18 protein-coding genes, 2 tRNA genes and 2 pseudogenes are annotated in these 24,388 nt (G+C 31.2%); 8 read left to right on the plus strand and 14 right to left on the minus strand.

Annotation, left to right across the window (positions count from 1 at the left end):
* Positions 1 to 212 precede the first annotated feature (212 nt).
* Positions 213 to 1,481: a helix-turn-helix domain-containing protein gene (locus ACQKNR_RS27535; protein WP_427322302.1), complete on the minus strand. Its 1,269-nt coding sequence runs from the start codon at positions 1,479 to 1,481 to the stop codon at positions 213 to 215.
* A 720-nt stretch (positions 1,482 to 2,201) separates the two neighbouring features.
* On the opposite strand from ACQKNR_RS27535, the gene ACQKNR_RS27540 reads away from it, so the two are divergent.
* On the plus strand, positions 2,202 to 5,327 hold the full coding sequence (locus ACQKNR_RS27540; protein WP_427322304.1) for a type 2 lanthipeptide synthetase LanM family protein: 3,126 nt from the start codon (positions 2,202 to 2,204) through the stop codon (positions 5,325 to 5,327).
* 216 nt (positions 5,328 to 5,543) lie between these two features.
* Here ACQKNR_RS27540 and ACQKNR_RS27545 read toward each other — a convergent pair.
* Positions 5,544 to 5,732 (minus strand): annotated as a pseudogene (locus ACQKNR_RS27545) (hypothetical protein); the annotation flags it as partial.
* A gap of 190 nt (positions 5,733 to 5,922) precedes the next feature.
* Here ACQKNR_RS27545 and ACQKNR_RS27550 point away from each other — a divergent pair.
* Together ACQKNR_RS27550 and ACQKNR_RS27555 are read left to right on the plus strand one after the other, a co-directional pair.
* Complete coding sequence (locus tag ACQKNR_RS27550) at positions 5,923 to 6,684, plus strand: ABC transporter ATP-binding protein (RefSeq protein WP_427322306.1); 762 nt, start codon at positions 5,923 to 5,925, stop codon at positions 6,682 to 6,684.
* Positions 6,685 to 6,700: 16 nt separating this feature from the next.
* Positions 6,701 to 8,548: an FtsX-like permease family protein gene (locus tag ACQKNR_RS27555; RefSeq protein ID WP_427322308.1), complete on the plus strand. Its 1,848-nt coding sequence runs from the start codon at positions 6,701 to 6,703 to the stop codon at positions 8,546 to 8,548.
* Between the two features lie 386 nt (positions 8,549 to 8,934).
* Here the strand turns inward: ACQKNR_RS27555 and ACQKNR_RS27560 are convergent, their stop codons facing one another.
* Positions 8,935 to 10,413, minus strand: a complete 1,479-nt coding sequence (locus ACQKNR_RS27560; protein WP_427322310.1) for a primase C-terminal domain-containing protein — start codon at positions 10,411 to 10,413, stop codon at positions 8,935 to 8,937.
* A gap of 891 nt (positions 10,414 to 11,304) precedes the next feature.
* Between ACQKNR_RS27560 and ACQKNR_RS27565 the strand changes: the two genes are divergently transcribed.
* From ACQKNR_RS27565 to ACQKNR_RS27575, 3 genes are all read left to right on the plus strand, one after another.
* Entirely contained in the window at positions 11,305 to 12,126 is an 822-nt protein-coding gene (locus tag ACQKNR_RS27565) for a ParA family protein (protein WP_427322312.1), read from the plus strand.
* A 1-nt stretch (position 12,127) separates the two neighbouring features.
* On the plus strand, positions 12,128 to 12,502 hold the full coding sequence (locus ACQKNR_RS27570) for a hypothetical protein (RefSeq protein ID WP_427322314.1): 375 nt from the start codon (positions 12,128 to 12,130) through the stop codon (positions 12,500 to 12,502).
* A gap of 331 nt (positions 12,503 to 12,833) precedes the next feature.
* Entirely contained in the window at positions 12,834 to 13,406 is a 573-nt protein-coding gene (locus ACQKNR_RS27575; protein ID WP_377825963.1) for a tyrosine-type recombinase/integrase, read from the plus strand.
* 307 nt (positions 13,407 to 13,713) lie between these two features.
* Here ACQKNR_RS27575 and ACQKNR_RS27580 read toward each other — a convergent pair whose 3' ends face one another.
* Positions 13,714 to 14,328, minus strand: coding sequence for a hypothetical protein (locus tag ACQKNR_RS27580; protein ID WP_427322316.1), 615 nt, complete (start codon positions 14,326 to 14,328; stop codon positions 13,714 to 13,716).
* Positions 14,329 to 14,448: 120 nt separating this feature from the next.
* Between ACQKNR_RS27580 and ACQKNR_RS27585 the strand changes: the two genes are divergently transcribed.
* Both ACQKNR_RS27585 and ACQKNR_RS27590 read left to right on the plus strand, forming a co-directional pair.
* Positions 14,449 to 14,628 (plus strand): hypothetical protein, encoded by a 180-nt coding sequence (locus ACQKNR_RS27585; protein ID WP_001046050.1) that lies wholly within the window; start codon positions 14,449 to 14,451, stop codon positions 14,626 to 14,628.
* Positions 14,629 to 14,840: 212 nt separating this feature from the next.
* Complete coding sequence (locus ACQKNR_RS27590) at positions 14,841 to 15,506, plus strand: helix-turn-helix domain-containing protein (protein ID WP_427322318.1); 666 nt, start codon at positions 14,841 to 14,843, stop codon at positions 15,504 to 15,506.
* Positions 15,507 to 16,062: 556 nt separating this feature from the next.
* Here the strand turns inward: ACQKNR_RS27590 and ACQKNR_RS27595 are convergent.
* The 10 genes and pseudogenes from ACQKNR_RS27595 to ACQKNR_RS27640 all read right to left on the minus strand — a co-directional run bounded on the left by ACQKNR_RS27595 (position 16,063) and on the right by ACQKNR_RS27640 (position 23,979).
* Positions 16,063 to 16,617, minus strand: a complete 555-nt coding sequence (locus tag ACQKNR_RS27595; protein ID WP_427322320.1) for a DUF3967 domain-containing protein — start codon at positions 16,615 to 16,617, stop codon at positions 16,063 to 16,065.
* Between the two features lie 61 nt (positions 16,618 to 16,678).
* Positions 16,679 to 17,716: a tyrosine-type recombinase/integrase gene (locus tag ACQKNR_RS27600; RefSeq protein WP_427322322.1), complete on the minus strand. Its 1,038-nt coding sequence runs from the start codon at positions 17,714 to 17,716 to the stop codon at positions 16,679 to 16,681.
* Positions 17,717 to 18,333: 617 nt separating this feature from the next.
* Positions 18,334 to 18,441 (minus strand): annotated as a pseudogene (locus tag ACQKNR_RS27605) (IS6 family transposase); the annotation flags it as partial.
* Between the two features lie 268 nt (positions 18,442 to 18,709).
* A complete protein-coding gene (locus ACQKNR_RS27610; protein WP_427322324.1) occupies positions 18,710 to 19,237 on the minus strand; it encodes a hypothetical protein in 528 nt (175 codons plus the stop codon).
* 141 nt (positions 19,238 to 19,378) lie between these two features.
* The gene (locus tag ACQKNR_RS27615) at positions 19,379 to 19,927 is read right to left on the minus strand and encodes a hypothetical protein (RefSeq protein WP_427322325.1); all 549 of its coding nucleotides are present in this window, start codon (positions 19,925 to 19,927) and stop codon (positions 19,379 to 19,381) included.
* 399 nt (positions 19,928 to 20,326) lie between these two features.
* Positions 20,327 to 20,398, minus strand: a tRNA-Ala gene (locus ACQKNR_RS27620).
* Positions 20,399 to 20,428: 30 nt separating this feature from the next.
* Positions 20,429 to 20,499: transfer RNA gene (locus ACQKNR_RS27625), tRNA-Cys, on the minus strand.
* A gap of 652 nt (positions 20,500 to 21,151) precedes the next feature.
* Positions 21,152 to 21,367, minus strand: coding sequence for a hypothetical protein (locus ACQKNR_RS27630; protein WP_000489765.1), 216 nt, complete (start codon positions 21,365 to 21,367; stop codon positions 21,152 to 21,154).
* A gap of 213 nt (positions 21,368 to 21,580) precedes the next feature.
* Entirely contained in the window at positions 21,581 to 21,778 is a 198-nt protein-coding gene (locus ACQKNR_RS27635; RefSeq protein WP_061402410.1) for a hypothetical protein, read from the minus strand.
* A 44-nt stretch (positions 21,779 to 21,822) separates the two neighbouring features.
* Entirely contained in the window at positions 21,823 to 23,979 is a 2,157-nt protein-coding gene (locus ACQKNR_RS27640; protein WP_000473623.1) for a peptidase domain-containing ABC transporter, read from the minus strand.
* Positions 23,980 to 24,388: the final 409 nt, after the last annotated feature.

Below are 24,388 nucleotides of genomic sequence, written 5' to 3' on the forward strand. Positions count from 1 at the left end.
AAACGGAATTAGTAAAAATTTTTGATTTATAATTCATTTTTTTTATAAAAACAAGTTACCTATTTAACCAATTTTATTTGTAATTTGCCTCATGGTAAATTATATTAATCCAATACCTACTATTACTGTAGAATCATATAGAGGGGATGTTGCGGATATCATTACCAAGATCCTTGATTAATCTCCCTCTATATATGTATTTTTAGTTTGTTTTAATTCGTCGAATTTTCAATTGATATTTTTAGATATTTTGCTGACATTTTATAAGCACGATTATCAAAAAAATAGTCTCCTAGTTCATGAGCTAGTTCACTTACTAAAGGATATTGTTTCTTTTCTAGACCGATCTCAATTGCTTTTTGCATCTGTTTTTCATATCCATAATCATCCCCTCTTAATTTAGATATCTTCCCCTTCAATCCATGTAGTTGAACATTAGCGTAAGGTACATCAGAAATTGATAATAATTCAAACGCTTCATCCATAAATTCATTAACAGTTTTCCAATCTTTAAATTCTATATGAATCTCTATTAAGCTTCGTAATGCGTATACCTTTTGATGCTCTTGTTCGAGAAACCCACTCAATTGCAAACATTCTTCATAGTACTTAATAGCATTTGTATAGTCTTTCAACCCCTGATAAATTTTCCCATAATTGTACGAGATGATAGGTGAATATACAGAATTGTTTTTATTTTCCAACTCCTCTTCCGCTTGCTGTAAGCATTCAAGAGCCCTGTCATATAATCCATCTAAATCATACAGTATTGCGAGCATTAACAACGTATCTATTACTTTATTCTTTATATTAAATCTCAAAAATATTTTGTAAGCTTTCTGCGCATACAAACGACTAATGCTTTTATCTTTATACAGCTCTTTATTTACAAGACACAGATTATAATATACACTGGCGTGTTGAATAGTTTCTTCTAGATCAAGTAAACTCTCTATCTTCACGTAGATTTCATGTGCAGCCATATAATCCTGTTTATTATAAAAATAATAACCTCGAGCCATTAAATAATATATGTAATCTTCAGTATACTGGGGGTCTATTTGATTTGGAATAACTTGCACAGCCTGATTTACAATTGCTTCTACATATACTAAGTTATTATTTCGGGAATGAGAGTATATTAAAACACCATAAGCCTTTAATAATAAAAGAATAGAGTCTATATCACGAACATATAGTTCTAAAGAAGATAGGTCTTTTTCACTTATAATTTTATCATTTTTATACTTACTACATATTTCAAGGAGCATAGGCTCTATATCCTCATAATCTGCATCTACAAGAAAATTGTAATCAACATCTAACTTTTCAGCGACCTTTTCTAAAAAGGAAGCTGAAGGTTTGATTTGTCCATTTTCAATTCTGCTTAAATACGTTATAGAGCATATTCCTGATACTAATTCCCCTTGCGTAAATTCTTTATGTATACGGATTTGTCGAATACGTTCACCAATATTCATATTTCCAATCCCTTCTTCTAATAACTTAATTGAATTATTTTTGAGTAATATTATATGTATGAATTACCACAATAGATACATTATTTAATTTTAAACAGGGAAATAATATTGTATATTCCCCTATACATATCAATCCAAATATGAAAAACAAGATTAATACAATACAACTGTAACTAATTACTTTATTTATCAATACTTGTTTTAATGCAACTGAAATATTTAACGATTATTTTATACTATTGGCTTTCCTTTTCCCCCTCTTACATTTCTATATTATACCAATTTAATAATAATCACGCTTAAAAAAATGCATCTTTTATACCCTCAAAATTTTGAGATAAAAGCCCTCTGTCTAAAAACGATGATTACTTACAGGACTTTATATGTTGTAAAAATTTTCTCAAATACCCAAACATGTAAAACACTACGGAAAAAACTATTAAAAATCCGCAATTTTTTTAATCAAATTTTACTAATTGTTATTAACATAAATTAAAACGTACATTATAGATATAGAAATTCGGTTAGTTAAAAGAGAGTTACTCTGATGTTAGAAAAAATTTTATAAATACGATAAGCAACATTATATTTATAAACTCTTAAAGAATCTATCACTTCAGTTTACTCGTTTATTTATATTAGTACATTGGCATAGGTTTTAATGGATATTTGTTTTATTGCTGAAACATGTTATAAAAATACGTTGAAGGAGAATGCTATATGACGTTACAACATGGTACATATTTATTAGAAAGAGAAAATAAAAAAAACACATTTGATGAAGAGCGATATCAGAAATGGTTAAGTAAGACAGGATTAAATGAATCAACTATTGACACTCTAATTCAAGAAAACAATATGGAATTAGAATATTTCAAAACTGTTTTATCAAACAAAGAGAATCCTGAGTTAACTACTTCTTTAGAATGGATCGCTATTGTCAACAGATTAATAAATGATAATACATATTACAATAAAGATATCAAATACTTAGATGGATTTGAAAACATTCCATTTTTCGCATTTTATGTTCCATTCTTTAACTATAGTTTGGAAGTAATATCAAATAAATTTAAAGGCGTACATGAAGAAAAAATGTTCTCTATTAATATAGAAAACATTACAAAAAGTATTCTATTAACTGTAGCTGATAGAATTGGCCAAATTGGATTAAGAGTATTAATAACAGAGATTAATATGGCAAGAACTGGTGATTTACTAAGTGGTGAGACTGAAAAGGAAAGATATGATAGCTTTATTAATGAATTTCTTCAAGATAAAGAGTATATCCAGAACCTATTTAATTCTTATCCTGTGATGGTAAGACTAATGGTAGAAACTGTGCATAGTACTGTAGATGCAATGTTTGAGATAGTCTATTATTATGCGGAAGATCGAGATCAACTAGTTGAGATTTTTGGTGGAGATTTCAACACTTTAACATCAATCGACTTAGGCGCGGGTGACACCCACCAAAATGGAAGAACCGTAGCCATGCTAAACTTTAATAATAAAGGCAAATTAGTATATAAACCTCGCTCGTTAAAAACAGATGAGCTATTTAATGAATTATTAATTTGGATTAATAAAAAAGGATTTAAAAAACCATTAAAAAATTTAACAGTATTAAGTAGAGATGAATATGGATATCAGGAGTTTATTACAGGGAGTGAGTGTAATACCTCGCAGGAAGTTGAAAACTTCTATTATAGACAAGGTGGATATATAGCTTTATTTTATATACTAAATTCCACAGATTTCCACCATGAAAATATTATTGCTGATGGTGAGTATCCTATATTTATAGACCTAGAAACACTATTTAGTAATTCAATTGAATTCAATAATGAACTAACCGATAATAAAAGTGCTTTTTTAAAATTATCATTAGACATTAAAGATTCTGTTTTTCAATCGTTAATGCTGCCTGTAAAATTCAGTGATGATCCTCTTATTGATTATGATCTAAGCGGTTTAGGAATAAGTGGTGAACTAGAAGTAGAGCCTTCTGCGGTAAATGCATTGGATAATATATATAGTGATCAAATTAAAATGGTTAAACAAAAAGTTAAATTAAAAGAATTCAATAATACCCCACGCATTAAACAAAAGAAAACAAATGCTAGTGATTATATTCAAGAAATTATTAATGGGTTCACAGATATGTATAAATTAATATTAAATAATAAACAAGAATTCACATTAGATAATGGGCCTTTATACGCATTTAAAAACACTTTTGCAAGACAAGTTTTCAGAGCAACTGAGGCATATGCAAGATTTGTATCGGCAAGTATTCATCCTGATTACTTAAAGAATGGAATTGATAGAGAAGGCTTATTTTATTATCTATGGCATGGTATTAACCATCAACCGAAATTCAGCCGAATTGCAAAATATGAAATACAAGACCTTTTAAGAACTGATATACCTTACTTTACTTTCAAAGTGGGGTCAACGAGTTTATTTAGTTCAGATAAAATCGAAATTAAAGACTTTTTCGATAAAACTTCGATAGATGTAATAAAAGAAAAGCTAAATAAATTAAGTGACATAGATCATGACCAACAAGTAGAATTTATAAAGCAATCACTGGGCGCGATTGCTACAAACGAACAAAAAGAATACAATCCGTACGGCTATAAAGAGGTCGAAAAGAGTCTTTTAGATACCAAAGAATATCACAAAGATCAATTTCTGAATGAAGCGAAAAAAATAGGCGATGAAATAGTGAATCGTGCTATTGTAGGTGATAATTTCAAAGATGCATTGTGGTTTGGTCTTAACTTAGATAATAATGAACAATTTAAATTATCCCCTATAAGTATCGATTTATATAACGGTAGCTTAGGAATAGTACTATTCCTTGGAATACTAGCAAAAGAAACTAATGATGAAAAATATAAGAAATATGCTGTTGCTGGATTGAATTATATTGAAAATAAGTTAGCTCATACAAAATTACAATCGACTTCAGCATTTTCAGGGTATAGCTCCCTTTCATACGTATACGCTTATTTAGGAAAAATTTGGAGCGATCAAAAACTCATTAATCAATCTAGGGAGTATATCAATAAAATTGATTCGCTATTAATTAAAAATGAGACCACATATGATTTTGTAGGTGGATTAAGTGGTTCCCTTCTTGTATTAGTCCGACTATATGAGGAGTTTAATTTTACTGAACTAAAACCTATTTGCGATTTAATAGCTCAAAAATTATTAAATCAGGCTTCTAACCAAATAAAAACTAATACTTTGCTCACTGGATTAGCACATGGTGCTTCTGGATATGCTTGGCCATTACTAGAATATGCTTATAAAATGGATCAGAATCACTTACTAAATGAAATATTGGCAATATTAAATTATGAAAATAGCAAAGTAAATGATAATCAAGATAATTGGTTAGATTTAAGAGAAAATGAAAGTTTTGACGCGCCAGCATTTTGGTGTCATGGGGCCGGTGGAATAGGAATAAGTAGATTAATGATGTCCCAAATTATTGAGAATACTAATATTAACGGTGATTTGCAAAAATGTATTAATGTACTTATGACTAAAGGATTTGGTACTAGTAATGCCTTATGCCATGGTGACTTTGGAAATCTTGATTTTCTTTTAACTTATGCTCAAGTAACAAAAAATAATGAGTATATAAAAATATCAAGAGAAATCGGAAGACATGTATTGAAACAGAAAGAAGAAAATGGACAGTGGAATTTAGATCAACACGGCGATGTAAATATCTTAGGATTCATGATTGGAATTTCAGGTATAGGTTTTGAATTGCTGCGTTTAAATAACCCTGATATTCCTTCCGTATTAAGTTTAGATTTACCGTAAGTTTAAAGATATCCCTATCAATTGTGATTATGTAACTAAAAATATAACAATTAAACTGCTTTTATAGTCAAAAGGTAAACTATTAGGGATGACCATATCAAAAAAAGTAAATTGTACATTCGGACACAATTTAGATACAAAATATCCGGTTCCTTGTACGCTAAGGGACCGGATATTTATTTTACTGTTTTATATAACGTACAATTCCTCGCTTATTTAGATACTATAGAACATTAAAAAAATATCAACTTGGACTACAGTATCTTTTGTCGCATTAGAGCTTCCTATAGTTACTTTTACTAAAATACAATCACCTGCTTGAAATGCCATAGAAATATTATTATTGATATTGGAAGTTAGGATACCATTTAGTGTAACGATAAGAGGTGTATCTACAACATTTTTTAATCCAGATTCAAATGCAAATGTTGGAAAAATTACATATCTTTAATATCGTCTTTTGAGCTACTTTAAATAACACATCGAACGGGTTCGTTTACATTACAAAGATGTTAGACAAATATGAGATTAATCCACAGCAGATTATGCAAAAAAAAACAGAATAGGAAAAGAAAGAGAGTATAGGAGGATATATATGAACAAACCAGTTGTAGTCGTTAAAAACGTCCAAAAAGTATACGGTAAAAAAGGCGAAAACCAATCACACGCATTAAAAGGTGTGTCGTTCTCAATTCAAGAGGGAGAATTTGTTGGAATTATGGGACCATCTGGTTCAGGGAAAACAACGTTACTAAATGTAATTTCGACATTAGATAAAGCAACAGGCGGTACTGTTGAAATTGCTGGCGCGGATATTACAAGGATGAAACAGGGTGAGCTTTCTGATTTCCGTTCGAAAAAATTAGGGTTCATTTTCCAAGACTTTAACTTATTAGAGAACTTATCTATTTATGAAAACATTGCACTTCCACTTTCGCTTCAAGGTGTTCCATCACGTAAGATTGGGCCGAAAGTAGAGAAAGTAGCGAAGATGTTAGGAATTTCAACTATACTTCAAAAATATCCACCTGAAGTATCTGGTGGACAAAAACAACGTTCAGCAGCAGCGCGTGCGCTTGTGCATGAACCAGCTATCATTTTAGGGGACGAGCCCACAGGAGCGCTTGATTCTAAAAACGCAACAAGTCTCTTAGATGCAATGACAAACTTAAATGAAGAACAAGGCGTATCAATCATGATGGTTACACATGATCCATATAGTGCAAGTTACTGTCAGCGTATTTTATTCATTCAAGACGGAGAGTTATATAAAGAAATTCACCGCACTGGTGCACGTGAAGTATTTTATAAAGAGATTTTAGATGTACTCGCAGACTTAGGTACACAAAAAGCATAAGAAAGAAGGTTCAGGCATGTTATTTAAACTTTCTATGTCAGGACTAAAAAGTAAGCTAAAGGACTATATCGTCTTACTTATTGGTCTTGTCATGTCCATTTCAATTTTTTATATGTTTCAAACATTAGCGTTAAACGAAGCCTTTCTTAAGGCAAACTCTATTATTAGTGAAATTGGAATAGTATTCCAAGCCGGTTCAATCTTATTAGCAATTATTACGTTCTCCTATATTCTATATGCAAATTCATTCTTATTATCGCTTCGTCAAAAAGAATTAGGTATGTATATGATGTTAGGAGCAAAAAAACATAAGGTTACATTTCTCATGTTCATCGAAACAATTGTATTAGGTGCGGCCTCTCTTGTAATCGGGATTGCAGTAGGTGTAGGGCTTGCACAAGTAATTGGTAAACTACTAATGCAACAACTGGATTTTACTGCAGGTGGTTATGAAGCGTTTTATGTTTCATCCATGATTGTTACCTGTGTTTTCTTCTTTGTGCTATTTGTATTATCAGCAATTATGAATAGTATCAAATTATCACGTATTACAGTCCTACAACTTGTACATGCAAATTCAAAAACAGATCGTGCTTCCGTAAAAGGTGCGAAGACTGTTATTTTTGCAGTATTGGGGATTATTTTATTAACAATTGGCTATGCTTCTATGATTTACATGGATAAGTTAAGGCTAGCTGGGATTTTTATTGCTTTAATTACTGTAACGTCTGGAACTTACATGTTATTTGGAACGTTTTTACCTCTTATTATTAAAAAGATGAAAAGTAATAAAAAACGTACTGAAAAAGGACTTAATGCTTTTACATTTGCACAGTTAAACTTCCGTATTAACAGCTTAACAAAAGTACTAGCAACAGTAACGATGTTAGTTGCACTTGGAGCGGGGGCAATCTCAGGTGGTATGGCATTTAAAAATAACGTTATGATGAATGTAGATGCTCTTGCGATTTATGATGTTACAATTCATAATCCAACAATTGAAGAAAAGAAAATCTTAGATAATATTACATTTAAAGAGAAAAGCGAATATCGCTATAAAACAGATGATAAATACGTTTATTATGTAAAAGAAGATTTAGAAAAAAATCGCCCTTTCGTAAAGGATGTTAAATATATTAAGGAAGGAGTAAAAGATTCTGCTAAAGTGAAAAAAAGAGCTTCTGGAAAACTACCAACAGGAGAGATTTCAAGAAATACCGATAATTTAATTTCAGCAGAGTGGAATGATGCCTTCGGAACGCTGGAGCCCTCTTATGTGCATCCCAATCAAACAATTAAAATTATCGATCAAAAAATATATGATAGCTTAAAAGATACAGAAGGTACTGTATTCATTGGAAAAACAGATAATTTCTTAACATACACAAAAGAATGGAAAAAAATTGACGAGTTACAATTAATCAAATATAAAAATCTAAAAATTGATGATATACCAAGTAAATACGCGATATATACTGGTTTTTACGGCATTTCGAGCGGGACAGTATTTATGGGCTTCTTCTTAGGAATTGCTTTCTTAGCAATGATGGCAAGCTGTTTAATGTTTAAAATTCTATCTAGTGCATCAAGTGATATTACGCGTTATCAAATGCTTCGTAAAATTGGTGTGCGCCGTGAATTATTAACAAAGTCAATTTATAAAGAATTATTCTTAATATTCCTATTCCCAGCGATTGTCGGGATTGCACACGTACTAGTTGGTATGAATATCTTTTCGTTCATCCTAATTGATCCATATTTCCGTATTTGGCTTCCAATAATACTTTTCATAATCATTTACTCAATTTACTACTGCATTACAGTTCAATTGTATAAAGGCATTGTTCTTCCCAAAGAAGAATAAAAATTAGAAAAGTAAACATAAAGTAACTCCAAAATCAACTTTTATTGTATATTTTAGAGTTACTTTTGTTTATTTCACGTTTTTCAACACTGTATATCAACCCCAACAATATCAATTTCCTCTTTATTATTTAAACCGATGTTGAAAGACACTTCTAACAACAAAGATAACCATCAGAATTTAGAGTATCCTCTAGCACCTCACCAGGTAGTTGCAAACATCCAAGTGTCCCATAATACAAACAATAAAGCACAAAAATAAAAGCTAAACATCCTCCAAACAGAAAGTCAGCAAATAATTTCACGTACTGTAGTACATATAGAAAATACAGAGAGCAAAAGCAGTATAATAGAAATATGTATTGGCAGAGTGGACAAAGTACCAAATTAGCCCGTATTTAGTGTGATAGAATCACTGTTATCCCTTTGGAATAGACCATATAATCCCTCTGCAGCTCCAGGGACGATTGATTGAATAAACTCCAAGTATAACTCTTTTTGTTCTGTTGTACGACCAATAGCATTATTAAAAAGCATCAATAAAGTAGACAGTCCTGTTCGTCGTTGACTACCTTTACCGATCACATGAATATATATTTGTTTTGATTTCTTTAGCACGTTGTTTAACGTACTTCTTGGGATTTGTAACGCTTCACATATTTCTTTTTGAGTAAAATATACGAATCCTTTTTCGGTATTTTTTTGCACGTTTAAGAAGTCAATGATATCGTGTTCCCACTCATACCAATGACTACGCACACGATCTTTGCGTGCTTTCTTATGTTTATACCAATACTGTGATGGTACTAGACTTGAAAATGTTACCTTTCTATCCGACCAAATTTCTAAAATTTGATTGATGTACTCTTTACTTGCGCCTTTATATTTACCTGAAAAAGCACTACGAATAGCCTTTTGAATACTTGAATTTTTCAAAGGGATTTTTAGGTTCGTATTAAATTCATCCAGTAAATTATACGCCTCGTCTTGAGTCATTCTTGAAGAATAGCATGCTAACGCGAGCGTAAATACAGCATTATCACGTCCAAATACACCTTTTTGACCTCTGATATGTGTGCATGCTAATACCTTTTGTACCCATCCTTCAGTAATTTGCGTAGTTTTAATTTGCTTATTCGAAATAACTGTAAATAAACTTCTACGATGGCCGATATCTTGATCTTTAGACCATTCAATTAAATGAGATAAATTACATGTACTGTTTGCATCAAACCATACAATGTTATCTTCGTTTGGCATACGGAAGAATCCAAAATCATTACATGTCAAATCAACACCAGGTAAAAGATCGCTTAGAGCTTTTCTGATGTTCTCACTGATTCTTTTTGCGCTACGTAATCCCCGGAAATCATTCTTATTCGAAATAAATAATGGATTATCCAACACAAAATAAGCCTGGTATCCCTTCACACTTTCAACAATAACTGTAGGCATTCCTAACTGCTTGTCCATTGCTGCAAGTACGATTTCCCCTGGAGTAAGGTCTTTTGTATCAATATCAACAGTAAAACAATTAATTTGTTTTAGATTTCGTTCTTCATGCCCTTTAATAATTTTTCTGTTTCTATCTATGTACGTTCCCACTCTAAAAACATTTGGAGTCCAATGTGTAGCTTGTCCAATGTGGTCCAGTACTGTTTCTTGAGAAGTCAATACAACTCCCTTTGTACCATATGAGTTCGTTAAATCTTCTTTTGTACGTGTAATAAATACAAATCTGTCATCCATTTTGATACTAGTATCCCGAGAATCTAACATGGATATGCTAGCTCTTGAGTTTTTATATTTATATTTTCGTAACCCATCATGTAAAATCAATTCGATTGCTTGTTGCGCTTTATCCATGTTAAATCTCCTTTCCACTAGATTTTTGACAATAAAAAAGGTGAGCAGTTATAACACTGCTCACCTCAAAAATTCTCTGGAAAGTAGATAAAAGACAGACTTTTCCCCATATTTAAACAAACTTAAATACGGATTTCTACCTTTACAATCTAGCTCTAATTAACTATACTAAATACAGATATTTTTATATCTCTAATAACATAGTTAACTAGAACGGACGGAGAATTTTACATACTGGTGTTGCAGTGTGTAAATGGAATACAAGTTGTTGACAGCAACGTGTATTCACCGGGGAGTAAAGTTATTGTCAGTAACTCTACTTTATCTGTCAGATTGGGACCTGAGAAATCTCAATTAGACAGCCGTTCTTTTTTTATTTATTTTTTTACCATTTATTTATCTAATAAGCTCTTTATGTACAGTATCAAATTAAATCACTTTTTGTTGAAAAACTTGCTAATTCTTACATTACAGCAAGTTTTTTTGTTTGTAAACAGTGAAATTACGTGTAATTTAAATAATATCCCTATTTCCCTATTTCTATTTTTCCCTATATCCCTATAGGGATATTTCCCTATTCCCTCATTTCCCTATTTCCCTATTTTTTTAATTTTTTTCTCTTTAAACCTCTCCTTGAAAATCTTCACTCTCACTTAATTTTTAAACCCGACTCGAATTAAAATTTCCCTTTTAAATCAACGTTTTTGCTATAAATTATTAACTCTATCATTCTATTGCATATACAGAACATCATTGTTATAATTCATTTAATAATATAGAAATATCCCTATTTCTATAATTAGAAATAGGGATATTTCCCTATTTCTATTTTTCCCTATTTCTATAAAGGGATATAGGGAAATTTTAAAAAATATAAATGGAGTGTTAAAAATGGCTATTACAATTACGGTTGGGAATTACAAAGGTGGCGTTGGTAAAACCACAAATGCTGTATTAAACTCTTATGAAGTTGCGAAAAAAGGAAAGCGAACGTTACTCGTTGACCTTGATCCACAGAGTAATGCAACGAAGTCTTTAATGTTAACTAAATCCATTCTTAATCCAGATGAAATTGTAACTGTTGAAAAAACATTAATGAAGGGGATACAAGAAGGGAATTTAGATGGTTTAGAAGTGGAAATCATGGAGAATTTATATTTAATTCCTTCTTATGTTGATTTTCAAGATTTCGCAAAGTTCCTTTATAAGACTTGCACTTCTGAAGAAGAGGAAGATCACTACTTTAAAGGATTACTTGAAAAGATAAAACATAAATATGACTACATATTTATTGATGTTCCTCCTATGTCACTAGAAGTTACGAAGAACGCCGTTGTAGCTTCTGATTATGTTCTAATTGCTTTACAAACACAAGAACGTTCTCTTACTGGTGCAGAGAACTACGTTAATGAACTTATCAAGTTGAAAGAACAATATGATCTTGATATTGAAGTAGTTGGTATTCTTCCTGTCTTATTAAAAAACAATGGTAAAGTTGATGAGTACATTATGGAAAACGCTCGTGAAATCTTTGGTGAAGAGAACCTATTTAAAAATGTCGTTCCTCAAATGGAGCGTATTAAAAGATTTGATGTAAATGGTATTACTGAAAAAGATAGACATGATATGAATGTAATTGAATTATACGAAACGATTAGTGATGAATTATTATCTCGTATCGATATGTTTGAAAAAATGAAGGTTGGTGTGTAATATGTCGAGAACTCCTGGTTTGTTAGGTAGAAAAAAAAGGAACTTTGAACCTACTGAGCCTTATTTACCAAAGCAAGGACAAGATGCGATTGAAAATAACGTTGAAGCAACTGCTCCCTCTCAACCTAAGACAGAAGAAAAAAAAGGAACTCGAAAAGAAAAAAGAAATGAAAAAACTGAAACAAAAAAGAAATTTAAAAATCAGCAAGGCAGTATTAAAATTTCTAACCAATCAAAAGAAGAACTTGAAGTATTAATGAAACTTACAAACACAAAATTCGCTTATGAAATCATAGACTTACTTATAGATCGTTATGTAGAAAACGAGCTAACACCTGAGCAGAAAAGAAAATTCAAGCTCTTAACAGAGATATGAAAAATATAGAAATATCCCTATTACGCATAAGTAGAAAAGTATACTTTTCTACTTATGCGTAATTTATCTAGTAACACCCATCAGAACTTCCATCACGGCTTTTTTTTCTCTCTTGACGCTATAATTCTTTTACGATATTCCTACATTATTTTAAATATTAATAAGAACAAAAAAACAAGGAATACATACTTGATTCAAATGTAAACTTTTGAATATTAGTTTACATTCATTCCCCCTTAAACATTGACTCTTCGCCAATTCCTCTGATATCCTCAAAATACAAAACAAAAGTATACATTCAAAACATTATAAATAAAGAGGTCAAAAATCCATGAACAAAAAACCACATCTTATTGATGTCCAACCTATTCGTAGCAAAGAACAGATCGAAGATATGAAATGGGCTCTTAAACGTCATTGTTCCGAACGAGACTATATTCTCTTTCTTGTTGGCATTCATACTGGACTACGCGTAAGTGATCTACTCCAACTTGAAACCCAAACCATAATAAAATTAAAACGAAAAAAGAGAAAAGAATTTAAGATCAAAGAAGGAAAAACGAAGAAAGAACGCATGATTAATCTTACTTCTATTTTTGATGAAGTCTATTCGTATGCTCAAACCCTAGAAAATATATGGTTATTCCCTTCCCGAAAAGGAAATCAACCCATTAGTAAGATCCAAGCGTATCGACAATTGCAAAAAGCCGGAGATTTTGCCAGTGTAGAATCTATCGGAACACACACTATGCGCAAAACCTTCGGTTATTGGTTTTATAAACAAACTAAAGATGTAGCTATGCTGCAAGAAATTTTAAATCACAGTACACCACAAATTACACTTAAATATATAGGGATCAATAAAGAAGAAAAAGATAATATCCTTGATACATTTCAAATCTAATCTTTCTTATTTTGGTTAATTTTAATATATTAAATATATAATATATTAAAAGGAGTGCTCATCATAAATAATCTAAATAAATTCCTAAATGAAAACCAATTTATCAAATATTCCCTTTACATAATATTAGGTGCCGGAATTATAAAAATAGGCTATGAATTTGGATATTACATTGCAAATTTAGCGATGTAAAGATAAAAAGACCAGATTAATAGGATGTTTCTCTAAGAAATACAAAAAACCTTAGGTTATTAAAACACCTAAGGTTTTTTAAATTTAATAGATTAATCCATTAAATTTTTCAACTCTAAAAACAATTTTTAATTACATCACCTAGTTCAAAAAACTCCAAAACAGCTTTTTGTGTTTCACCCGGTAAAGCTCTAGTAGATACACTTACCGCTCTCTTAATAGCATTACCTCTACCATAACCAAGATTACGTTGATGCTTATATGCTGTTACAATGGTCTTAGTCATAGAGTTAATACCACCCATTAACTTAGCCGCTTGTTTAACCTTTAAAATTTTTGCCCATGGAAGAGCATTTACAGCAATCGCTTTTCCAGCACTAGAAATACAATCCCAACTAACACCACGAAGTGATCCATTAGGATTATCCGCTACAGTTGTTAAATTATCACCATCTGCTATAAAAGTATATCCAGCAAACTCAGATCCTTTATTTTCGTTTAACCATTCAACCCCAGAATCAATTCCTGAATTCGCAACAGCATCTGGCATTTTTTCTACTAATTCTAAAAATGGAGATAAAGCTTCATAGTCTTCAATTTCTGATTCTATCTGTTTAGTTTCATTCTTAGTTGTTTTAACTTCTGCATTTGCTACCGGAAAACTAAAGATTGTAGAAAACATTAAAAACGAACAAAAAAGAATACCTAACCTTAAAAATCTTTTTGACATACAAAAACCTCTCCCTTTATTTTACATTTATTCAAATTCATGCGCGCGCTTCAATAATATGGTAACATATATTAAAATATAGTCCATACATAATTTAAATTTCCTAAGGAGGTTTTCCACATGAATAAATACATTTTACCTGGAATCATACTAATCTCTATCATTACCTTTATCGCAAACTTTATTGTTAATGATGAGAAAATCAATGCTCTAATTGATGTCATTGGCCTTATTTTAATTTTAATTTTAGGATTCTGGGGTTTTTCACGAATAAGTAAAGATCAGAAAAAAAACAAATAATATTTTAAATAAAAAGCTAAGAAAAAAGATCTAGTTTTTACTAAATCCTTTTTCTTATCTTTTTATATTTATATATTTAAATATTATAAATATAAATTCTTAGTCCTAAATCCATCTTGCAACAGATCATTGCATGCCTTTTTTATAACGCTACGATGCGTTCCTTACTATTTAACATTAGAATAATTAAAGTAATCAAAGGAGGTACATATATGGACATTGGAAAAAAAATAAAACATTTAAGATTAATAAATAACATGACACAAGAAGATGTAGCCAGCCAATTATTTATTTCAAGACAAGTTATATCTAAATGGGAACTAGGAAAAAGTCTTCCTGATCTAACCAATTTATTAGCCTTAAGCAATCTATTTAATGTTTCAATTGATTCTTTATTAAAGGAGGATTCAAATTTGCAAAATCAGATAATAAAACAAAGCAATTATAAAAGATATTTATTAATAGCCGCTCTCTACATATATTCTTTAATTACTATTGTTGTCATATTTTATTGTCTCATTGCCTTTTTACTTATACCAAAGGACATAAAAACATCAGATCTAAAGGTTATTAATTCCCACTTTTATCAAGAAAACGATAAAAAAGAAATTCTATATATTTATAGTAAATTAACACCGTTCTTCTCCAATTATTCAGGAGATTATAGCATTCAAACAAAAGAACATGAAATAAACATTCATGCTAATCGAAATTCAATTCCTTTTAAAAATAAAGATGTTTTATTTTCAATCGAAAAAGATATACCTCACGGGATAGATTGGCAAGAAAAAGATGTTTACATTGTAGACGAAAATAATAACAAAATACTTATATATAACCATAAAAATAAACAACTATATTATCAAACAAAAAATTAAAGTAGGTGATCAAAATTAAAAACATCTATAAATATATTTTTATACTAACTACGCTTATTCTTAATATAATTAGTTCTCTACTTATAATGAATACTCCATTTATACCAGGGAATATGGTATTTGCTATTACATTTTTAATTTTCACCATGCTATTCCAATCAACTACAATGCTATTTATTATATATATGATTAAAAATGATACGTCTAAAAAGATAAAAATAATATTATATGTTTTTTTAACACTTGATATATTTATATTTTTATCCTTACTATACATGGCATATATAGCAACAACAGCATTAAAATATTATTAACATCATTATAGCAAGGGAATGCTTGTAGACTGATCTATACTGCATTCCCTTATTGTATGTATGCTATATTCTTATTCGCCTTTTTCTAACAGTAGAACCACGAATCTTGGCGAAGACATTGGTTTTTGCCCTTTTCTGGGGAATCCGTCCTATGCTTTTCATTCCACGATTCACTTGACTACGAGCCTCTTCCCCTCATAGTCAAGTGACTTTCGCGGCATAAACACATAGGAATCAGTAGATTACTTCCAAAATTGATACCATTTCTTTTCATTACTTGCCGCAACCATCTGTTTTACTTCTTGAAGCTCTCGCATAACAGTCATAACAGCCTTATCACGATCAGCAACTTGTTGTTTCTCTACAGAATCGGAGTGAGTTAATAATTTTTGTTGCGATTCCAATAAGTTTGTTAGTTGAGCTATTTGTTCATTTTGACTCTGTAATTGTTTTTGTTGTAACTCCACTGTACCTTTTAATTCTTGCAATAATTCTTTTAAATCATCTGATTTAGGTGTTATAACAGTCATATTTATATTCTGAACTGTTAACCCTTCCTCTTCTAAAAGTAATTTACAAGCATCTTCCAATGTAACTTGGGGCATACTTTTTAATTCTACTAACCTTTGTAATAATCCGATATCATAATCATCAAAAATAACCCGTTCTCGTTCATCTCTTTTAAAAGCATAACAGTTATAGCTCTCAATTAATAAATAATATTTTTTAATCGTAGACGGCGATACTTTCAATCTTTTAGCAACTTGGGATACATTTTCATAAATTATAGGAGTCATAATAGTCATAACCTCCTTTTTAGTATTTCAAATTCGTTATAACGGTTATAACTCCTCTATCTTAGCACTTTAAATAAACTTGAGCTAAATCTACTCTTCCTTTTCCGTGACCTAATTCTTCATGAACTATATTCATCGCGTCTTGTACTTGCCGATAGGTAGTTTTAAACTCTTGCCGAATCCCATAATCCACGCGTTTCCCTCGCTCGTGATTTTTTAGCATATAAGCCAATACTTTCTGTCCTTGCTCATAGGATTCCCCTAATAATTCTTTAAAACGTTCCCTCGCAAACGTATGACGGAACATATGCGTTCCATTTGTAGGAATCCCAGTTGCCATTCCAGCTTTTAATAGAGCGGCCCGCAAAGTATTATCTTTAACTGGAATGACTTTTTCATGTAACTCTTTATCTTTAATCATTTCATAGATCTTTTCTTGCAACCTTTCAGGTATCTGAATTTCACGTCTCCGTCCACCTTTTGTAATTCCTTTTCCATTCTTAATCTTTAAAACACCCTTCTTCAAATCAAAATGTTCTAAAGTCAGATTGATAACTTCTCTCGCACGAAGTCCCAAATGTAACTGTAATTGAAATGCATTCCGAACATGGACAGAGGGGATGTTCTCTATTAATCTATTCGCGTCTCTCAAGCTCATAGAGCGATTCTCAGGAACTTTCTTATCTTTTTGGTTGTTATAGCTATACACCCTTTTTTCAGAACAAAAGCTCACAGGGTCCTTTTGAAGCTTCTCCGCCTGTCTGTGCATAGCTATTTGTAACTTCCTTAGGCACGTCTCAATATTCATTAAGTGTCCGTGGGACACCCCTTCTTGTTCTTTATACTGTAAATAAGCATAATAATGTTCTTCTTTAAAATAAACGATTCGTGTAATTCCATACTGTTCCCTACAAAAACGTGCAAAATCAATTGAAACTGATATTGTATTTTGAATATGTTTAAAAGAATATAAACCTCTCGTATGCTGTCCTTCTTTTTTCGCCTCATATTTTGATTGCCCAATACAAATAATTTCTTTTACTGCATTTTCAATTTGCCTTACAAGGGATACTTTTGAAGATCTTCGCCGTCTTCCCATATTCCCGCCGCCCTTCGGTCGGCCCGTTTTCGCTTACGCTCAAACGGGCATAATCCACCTTATGGTGCGCGGCAAATGCGCCGCACACCATAAGGTGTCAATCCGCTACTCCATATGTATCTGTAAAACTTTAATTTAAGCCTACGCCTGTCGCTCCATTTTTAGCGTGGAGAGCAACTGTTATATCCACGTTTCTTTAGCAAATCCAATTGTCTTCGCAACGGCATGGCTACAGCCATGCTTCCTTCGTACCTTCCGGTCTTCACTCCTTTTTTATATTGTTTAATCCCAAAACACATTTGTTCATTTTCATGATCTCATTAAAAATAAATAATTATATATAAAAAGAGCCGTTTCGGACTCAGAGTCATAAACACCATATTAGTGTCTGAATCTGAACCGCGAAACGGCTCTTGAATGTTTAAAAGAAATAAAAAAAGAAAAGTAAATATACATTAAATTTAACATAAGTTAAATATAGATTCCATTGATTTTCTTTGACTTTTAAAGTAGAGACTGATTCTCTCTTTTGAGTCTAACTCCTATGTATTACGTATCTATCCATACGGTAAATGAAATTATTACGGTTTAGCTTGTATAATAACAAATTTAGATCAATGAACCCTACGCATAATTGTTGTGTAAGTAATTGATAATCCTCTTTCTCCTATTATTTTCATCAAATTACGAAAAACCAAATTGTAACACAGGTACCACCTTACCACTAATAAGAATAGTTGAGACTAATAATCTTTACGCTTGAATAGGTTTTAGATCAGTGAGTATGGAACGCTATCAAAAAAACAGTACATATCGCAATCTTGCACGTCAGCGATACCAGAAATGGACTTCGCCTTTGGTAGCAAGAATCCCGCTGGCGTTAGTCAGCTGGCCCCTTTAGGGGTGGGAGTGTCAAACCTGCTATAGTTAAAAATTGTTTAGTAAACTAATTTATTTTCCCATTAAATATATCCTATAAATCTTATATGAAATTTATAGTACAGGTACTAATTTCCACACAACTTCTTCTTTACCTAAATAGGTCATTGTAAGAGGACCATACATTGGTGATTCAATATTCTCATATTTAAGGTATCCACCTTCTGCTTGAAGAGTATATCCTCCCTCCACAGGAGTTATCGTCCAATAAGCTGCATTTTCCTCCCCACCAAAATATACACTATCATCCGATGTACTAAACCAATAAGAAATAGGTCCTTTTATCCAATTCACAGAGTCCTCAATACGATATTTCTTGTTTTCTTCAGAAAAATGCAACTTCATAGGATCTCCTTGTGAGCCAACAAGTACATGAATACGAGCACCAAAGAGCAAACGGAAACGCAACCCTTTTGTTGGTGAATCTGCTGGAACTATATAATAGTTTTTACTTGTATCAATCCTATCTCCTACTTCGTTTACTGAATCAGATGATACGGATGCACTTGCCTTCTCTATTGGGGAAAATCCTAACAATGTAACTAAAACCAGAAAGGATAGTAATAATCCTTTAAATTTCACAAAAACACGTCCTTTCATACTTAAATATTATAGCGATAAAAACATTTTGAGAACATAAAAGCCTACTAGTACTAGTTTATTATTAATTACTTATTCACGTATTATCATTTAAACAAGTTATATTTAAAACTTATATAAACTTTAAGACGCGGGTACTAATTTCCACACAACTTTTTCTTTACCTAAGCGGGCAAATGTAACAGGACCATACAGTGGCGATTCACCATCTTTATAACCAAGGTATCCACTTCCTGCTTGCAGTATATATCCTCCTTCTACAGGAGTTATTGTCCAATCGGCCGCGTATTGTTCACCCAAAATAAGATGTAAGCTACTATCTATAAAATAATAAACAAGTCCTTTCACAGGCAGCGGATAAAGCATTCCAATGTGGTATTTCTTTTTTTCTTCAGAAAAAAAGAATTTCATAGGAGTTCCTGAGGGTTCTTCCACTGTATTACCTAGTGAATTAACTACTACAGATGGTGAAAAATTTAAAGACGGAAGAGAATGTAATCCTCTTGTTGGTAAATCTGCTGGAACTATATAATAATTTTTACTTGTGTCAATTTGATTTGCTACTTCATTTAATGGATTAGATGATACAGAGGCACTTGCTTTTTCTATTGGTAAAAATCCTAACAATATAACTAAAACCAAGAAAGATATTAATGCTCCTTTACTCTTCATAGAATCACCCCCTTTAAAATACTTAACTTATATAATAACGAAAAATCCTAATATTAAGAAAATTAATTGTAAAATTTAGCATAATTCTTGTTCAACTATTTTGTTGCGAATACTATAATTAACACATTTATCGCTGTAAAAGCCTATTCAATTACATTAGTAAGGATTCAAAATCTTAATAGGACAAATTTAACCATGCTTAATAACATACATTATTCATGACCATTGTAAAAATTATTCTTTTGGGGTCTTTCAATGAAATAAATCCATCGTGTTTGACTTATAGGTGTAGTAGTGTAAAGTGTGGTTGTTTAAGTAATTAGTACAATATATAAATGACTGAGGAGTTACAAAGAAAAGTTTCCATATACAACTATTCCCAAAGGGTATTGGGATATAAGGTGACAGTTGGATTCGAACCAACATAAAAGGGTATGCTAACCTTGTACCATTCCTAATTGGCATGCCACCATATGAAAAATATTGATATACTAGAATAAAAGGCGACAATCGGATTTGAACCGATGATACAGGTTTTGCAGACCTGGGCCTTACCACTTGGCTATGCCGCCATATAATTCTCTATAAAAGAGAATTAACACTTTGTTTTACGATTAAAACAATGTTAAATATCATATCAATTAACCATTAATTCTGAATAAACGGATTCCACACCACATTATAACATTGTTTATTTAATTTAGTAAATGAAATTACTGATTTTTCAAATATAAAAATTATTTATAGGAAGCCCTCGACATTTTGTCTTCTGTGCCTATTGAAATTTCATAGCCTCCCCTAGACAAATAAGAGACGAGGCATGTGACTTCAACGTACAAATATGTGTTTTATTATATGCATCATAAGTTGATCCTACTAAAATAGTGAACGGAAATTAGATATTACAGGATTCTCTTCCCCCTATAGATAGGGATAGTCCAATATTGTTATAAATCATCTAATTCTCTAAATTAAAGTTTTCTATTTAGCATATTCAAGGATTTTAGATTCCTATTTTTAGGCCAACAGATATACACCCTAAATATAGAATGAATATCTAATAAAATAATTTTGCACCTTGATAACACCCAATACCTTTTCTATCAAATAGCTTTTCTTTAAATGCTATAGGATTAGTATAATAAACGATACCTATGACAACTTGGATTCAAGTACAAATCTTTTAGTGTTAATATGTTCTCTTTTTTTATTTTAAGTCCTTGATTATCTATACTTAGGCATGATCATTGGATCAGGATATGTGTTCATCTGATTTGGTAAAAACGCAGCTATAGCAGCTGGAACTGTCTCTATATAGATATCGTCTGAACCCGCGCCAGTTACAACCTGTTTTAATTCATTTTCATCAACTACACTAGTCAATCCACCAGTATTCCACTTTTGTTTTCGCATTTCATCTGATTTTTTTCTTCTAAACATTTGATATCCATCCTTTTTTTATAATTTTTTAGTTTGAATTTAAGTACGTAGAAAATATTTAAGATATTTCTCTTTTAAATTGCTACTTTATATATATTTAAAGCCTAAATGTTAAATTTATAGTTTGTATTGGTATGCATGATTATTTATGATTCCTCTATATAATTTTTTAGGAAACCGCACTTGAGAAATAGATCTCAAGCGCGATTTAAATTAATTAGCATCTTTTTTTCTTTGAGGCATAAAGGTAGTAACAAATGCGACAAGAGCTATCCCTAGGCCTAATCTTTCAGGAATGTCAATATTTAACCCGTTATTCCATTGATATATAAAGGAAGCCAAGATTAAAAGGGTAACTACCCCACTTGCATATCTGATTAAATTACGGTCTTTTTTTGTTTGAACTTTCATATCTATCCCTCTTTCTTTTTTATTAGATTCATAAATATATATGCTTAATTTGCTAGTAACTTGTAATCTGGTTCTATATCCTTGAAGAAGGAAGAGTAATAACCAGCTTTTAGCATTAACTCTTTATGAGTACCCGATTCTATAATAGTTCCTTTATCCATCACAATTATTAAATCTGCATTCATTACTGTAGTAAGTCGATGTGCAATAACAACCCTTGTACATTTTATTTCATTGAGATAATCATCTACCTTCTTCTCATTCAGATGATCTAATGAACTTGTTGCTTCATCTAATACTAAAATGGATGGTTTATGAACTAAAGCTCTCGCAAGTGCAATACGTTGTCGCTGTCCTCCTGAAATATTGAATCCCATCTCAGATATGAACGTATTATATTGCATAGGCATCTTCATAATGTCATCATGTATTTGTGCTACCTTAGCAGCTTCAACGACTTCTTCTATCGAGATATCCTTATCATAAATTGCAATATTTTCAAAAATAGTCTTATTAAATAGTGTAACGTCCTGAGGAACTACACCAATTTGACGTCTCAATGATGATTTTTCGATATTACTTAAATCCACATCATCATAATATATTTTCCCCTCACTCGGATTATGCAATCCCAATAGTAGACGGGACATGGTACTCTTTCCAGCACCAGATTCTCCAATAATCGCTACTTTTTGGCCCGGTTTAATTTCTAAATTAATATTTTCAACAGACATTGGACTATATTTTGTATATTGATAACTTACATCTTCAAAACGTATACGACCTTCAAGATTAGTTATCTCTTTCATATCCGGAGTTTGTTCTTCTTTTGGTGCATCTAATACATCTTGTACCCTTCTTAAATACGTACCAGTTACAAAGAAAGAATTAAACATTTGAACAATTGACTGACTTAGTCCAAAAAATTGATTGGAAATAGCATGAAAAGCTACTAGATTTCCTAATGTCAACTGATTGTTTAAAATTAAATATGCACCAAGCCATAGAGTGAATAAGGGGGCTAAATTCCCAATAGAACTACTTACTGATTGAATATAATTATTAAGATTTTGCTTCTTTCTATAAGCTTTTAGCAGCTTTTTAAAATTTTTATTCCATCGAGTAAATATTTTATCCTCGATTCCAGCTGTTTTAACATTGAATATTCCATACAAAGTCTCCGTTTGAATACTTTGAACTTCACTATTCGCCATAATTTCTTCTTGGCTAACCTCTTTTACTTTAGAGCGTGTAGCAATTAATAAAACTGCGTTAAGTGCTGTGAACACTAAAACAGATACCGTTAAAATTGGTGATTTAATTATCATGAAAACAAATATTACAATTAGTAACCCAACATCTAATATACCCTTAATAAGGTTTGATCCAATCATATCCCGAATTATTCTTAGACTATTTACCCTAAATAGGAGATCTCCAAATTTTCTTAAGAGGAAAAAATGATAAGGTAAATGAAGTAAATGATTAATAAATTTACTCATCATTTGTTTATCTAAAAAGTTCTCCATTACAATTACAACCTTACCTCTAACTATATTGAATAGAAATTGGAATCCCACCACAAATACTATTGATATTAAAAAGATATTTAACAAATTAAAATTTTGAGGTGAAATAACATGATCTATTAAATATTGTATTAGAAGGGGTATACCTAAAGTGAATAACTGTAACACAAAGGACAGTAAGACTAAATTTATTAATAGGGATGGTCTCTCTTTCAATATATTAATATATGGTAACCATAAGCTTTTAGGCTTCTTCTTAACAAACCTTTCACCTGGTACGCATGTCATAACATATTTTGAAAAATCCCTTTCGAACTCTTCCTTTTTTACCTTATTTCTTCCCACAGCGGGATCAACAATTATTACTCCATGTTCAGCTACTTCCTCTAGTACTACATAATGTTTTTCCTTCCAATAAATAATGCAAGGGAGTGGGACTTTATATAACTCATCATATTCTTGAATTTTAAAACAATTTGCTTCGTATCCTAATCCCTCAGCTAGATGCTTTAAATGAAATAGTGACGTTCCATCTCTACCATTACCAATCCTTTCATACATATCATGAAAAGATACGGTACTATTATGATATTCGGTAATCATCGCTATACAACAAAAACCACATTCAGTCTGTTGGGCTTGTTCTATAAATGGTACCTTTTTCTTAAACATCAACTAGGCTCCTTTCTATATAATTTGTTGTACTTAAAATATAAATGCTTCCTAATGTTAATAACAATTAGTAAAATAGGATCAAAAAAACGGCAAATTAATGCTTATTTTTTTGATCCTATTTTACTAATACAAAAAAATTTAGAGTTAAATTCCTTCTAGATATGGAGTTTAATAATAAACGCATTATCATAAATCGTATCAAAGAACCTATAGAACATGTAGAATATCTCGTAAGAGCGTTAAGTGACTGGGAGTTCTGTTTTGATTAAAAAATAAACTGCGTATAAATAGTAAAAAGAGTCCATCATAACTGATATGATCCCCTTATAGTAGACAGGAAAAAGAAAGCACATTAACCTGTTTACTATGGAGGGGATTTTTCTATGGGAAAAATTAGAGTCACTTA

It is taken from the genome of Bacillus sp. NPDC094077 (assembly GCF_050279465.1).
In the GTDB taxonomy this organism is placed as follows: Bacteria; Bacillota; Bacilli; order Bacillales; family Bacillaceae_G; genus Bacillus_A.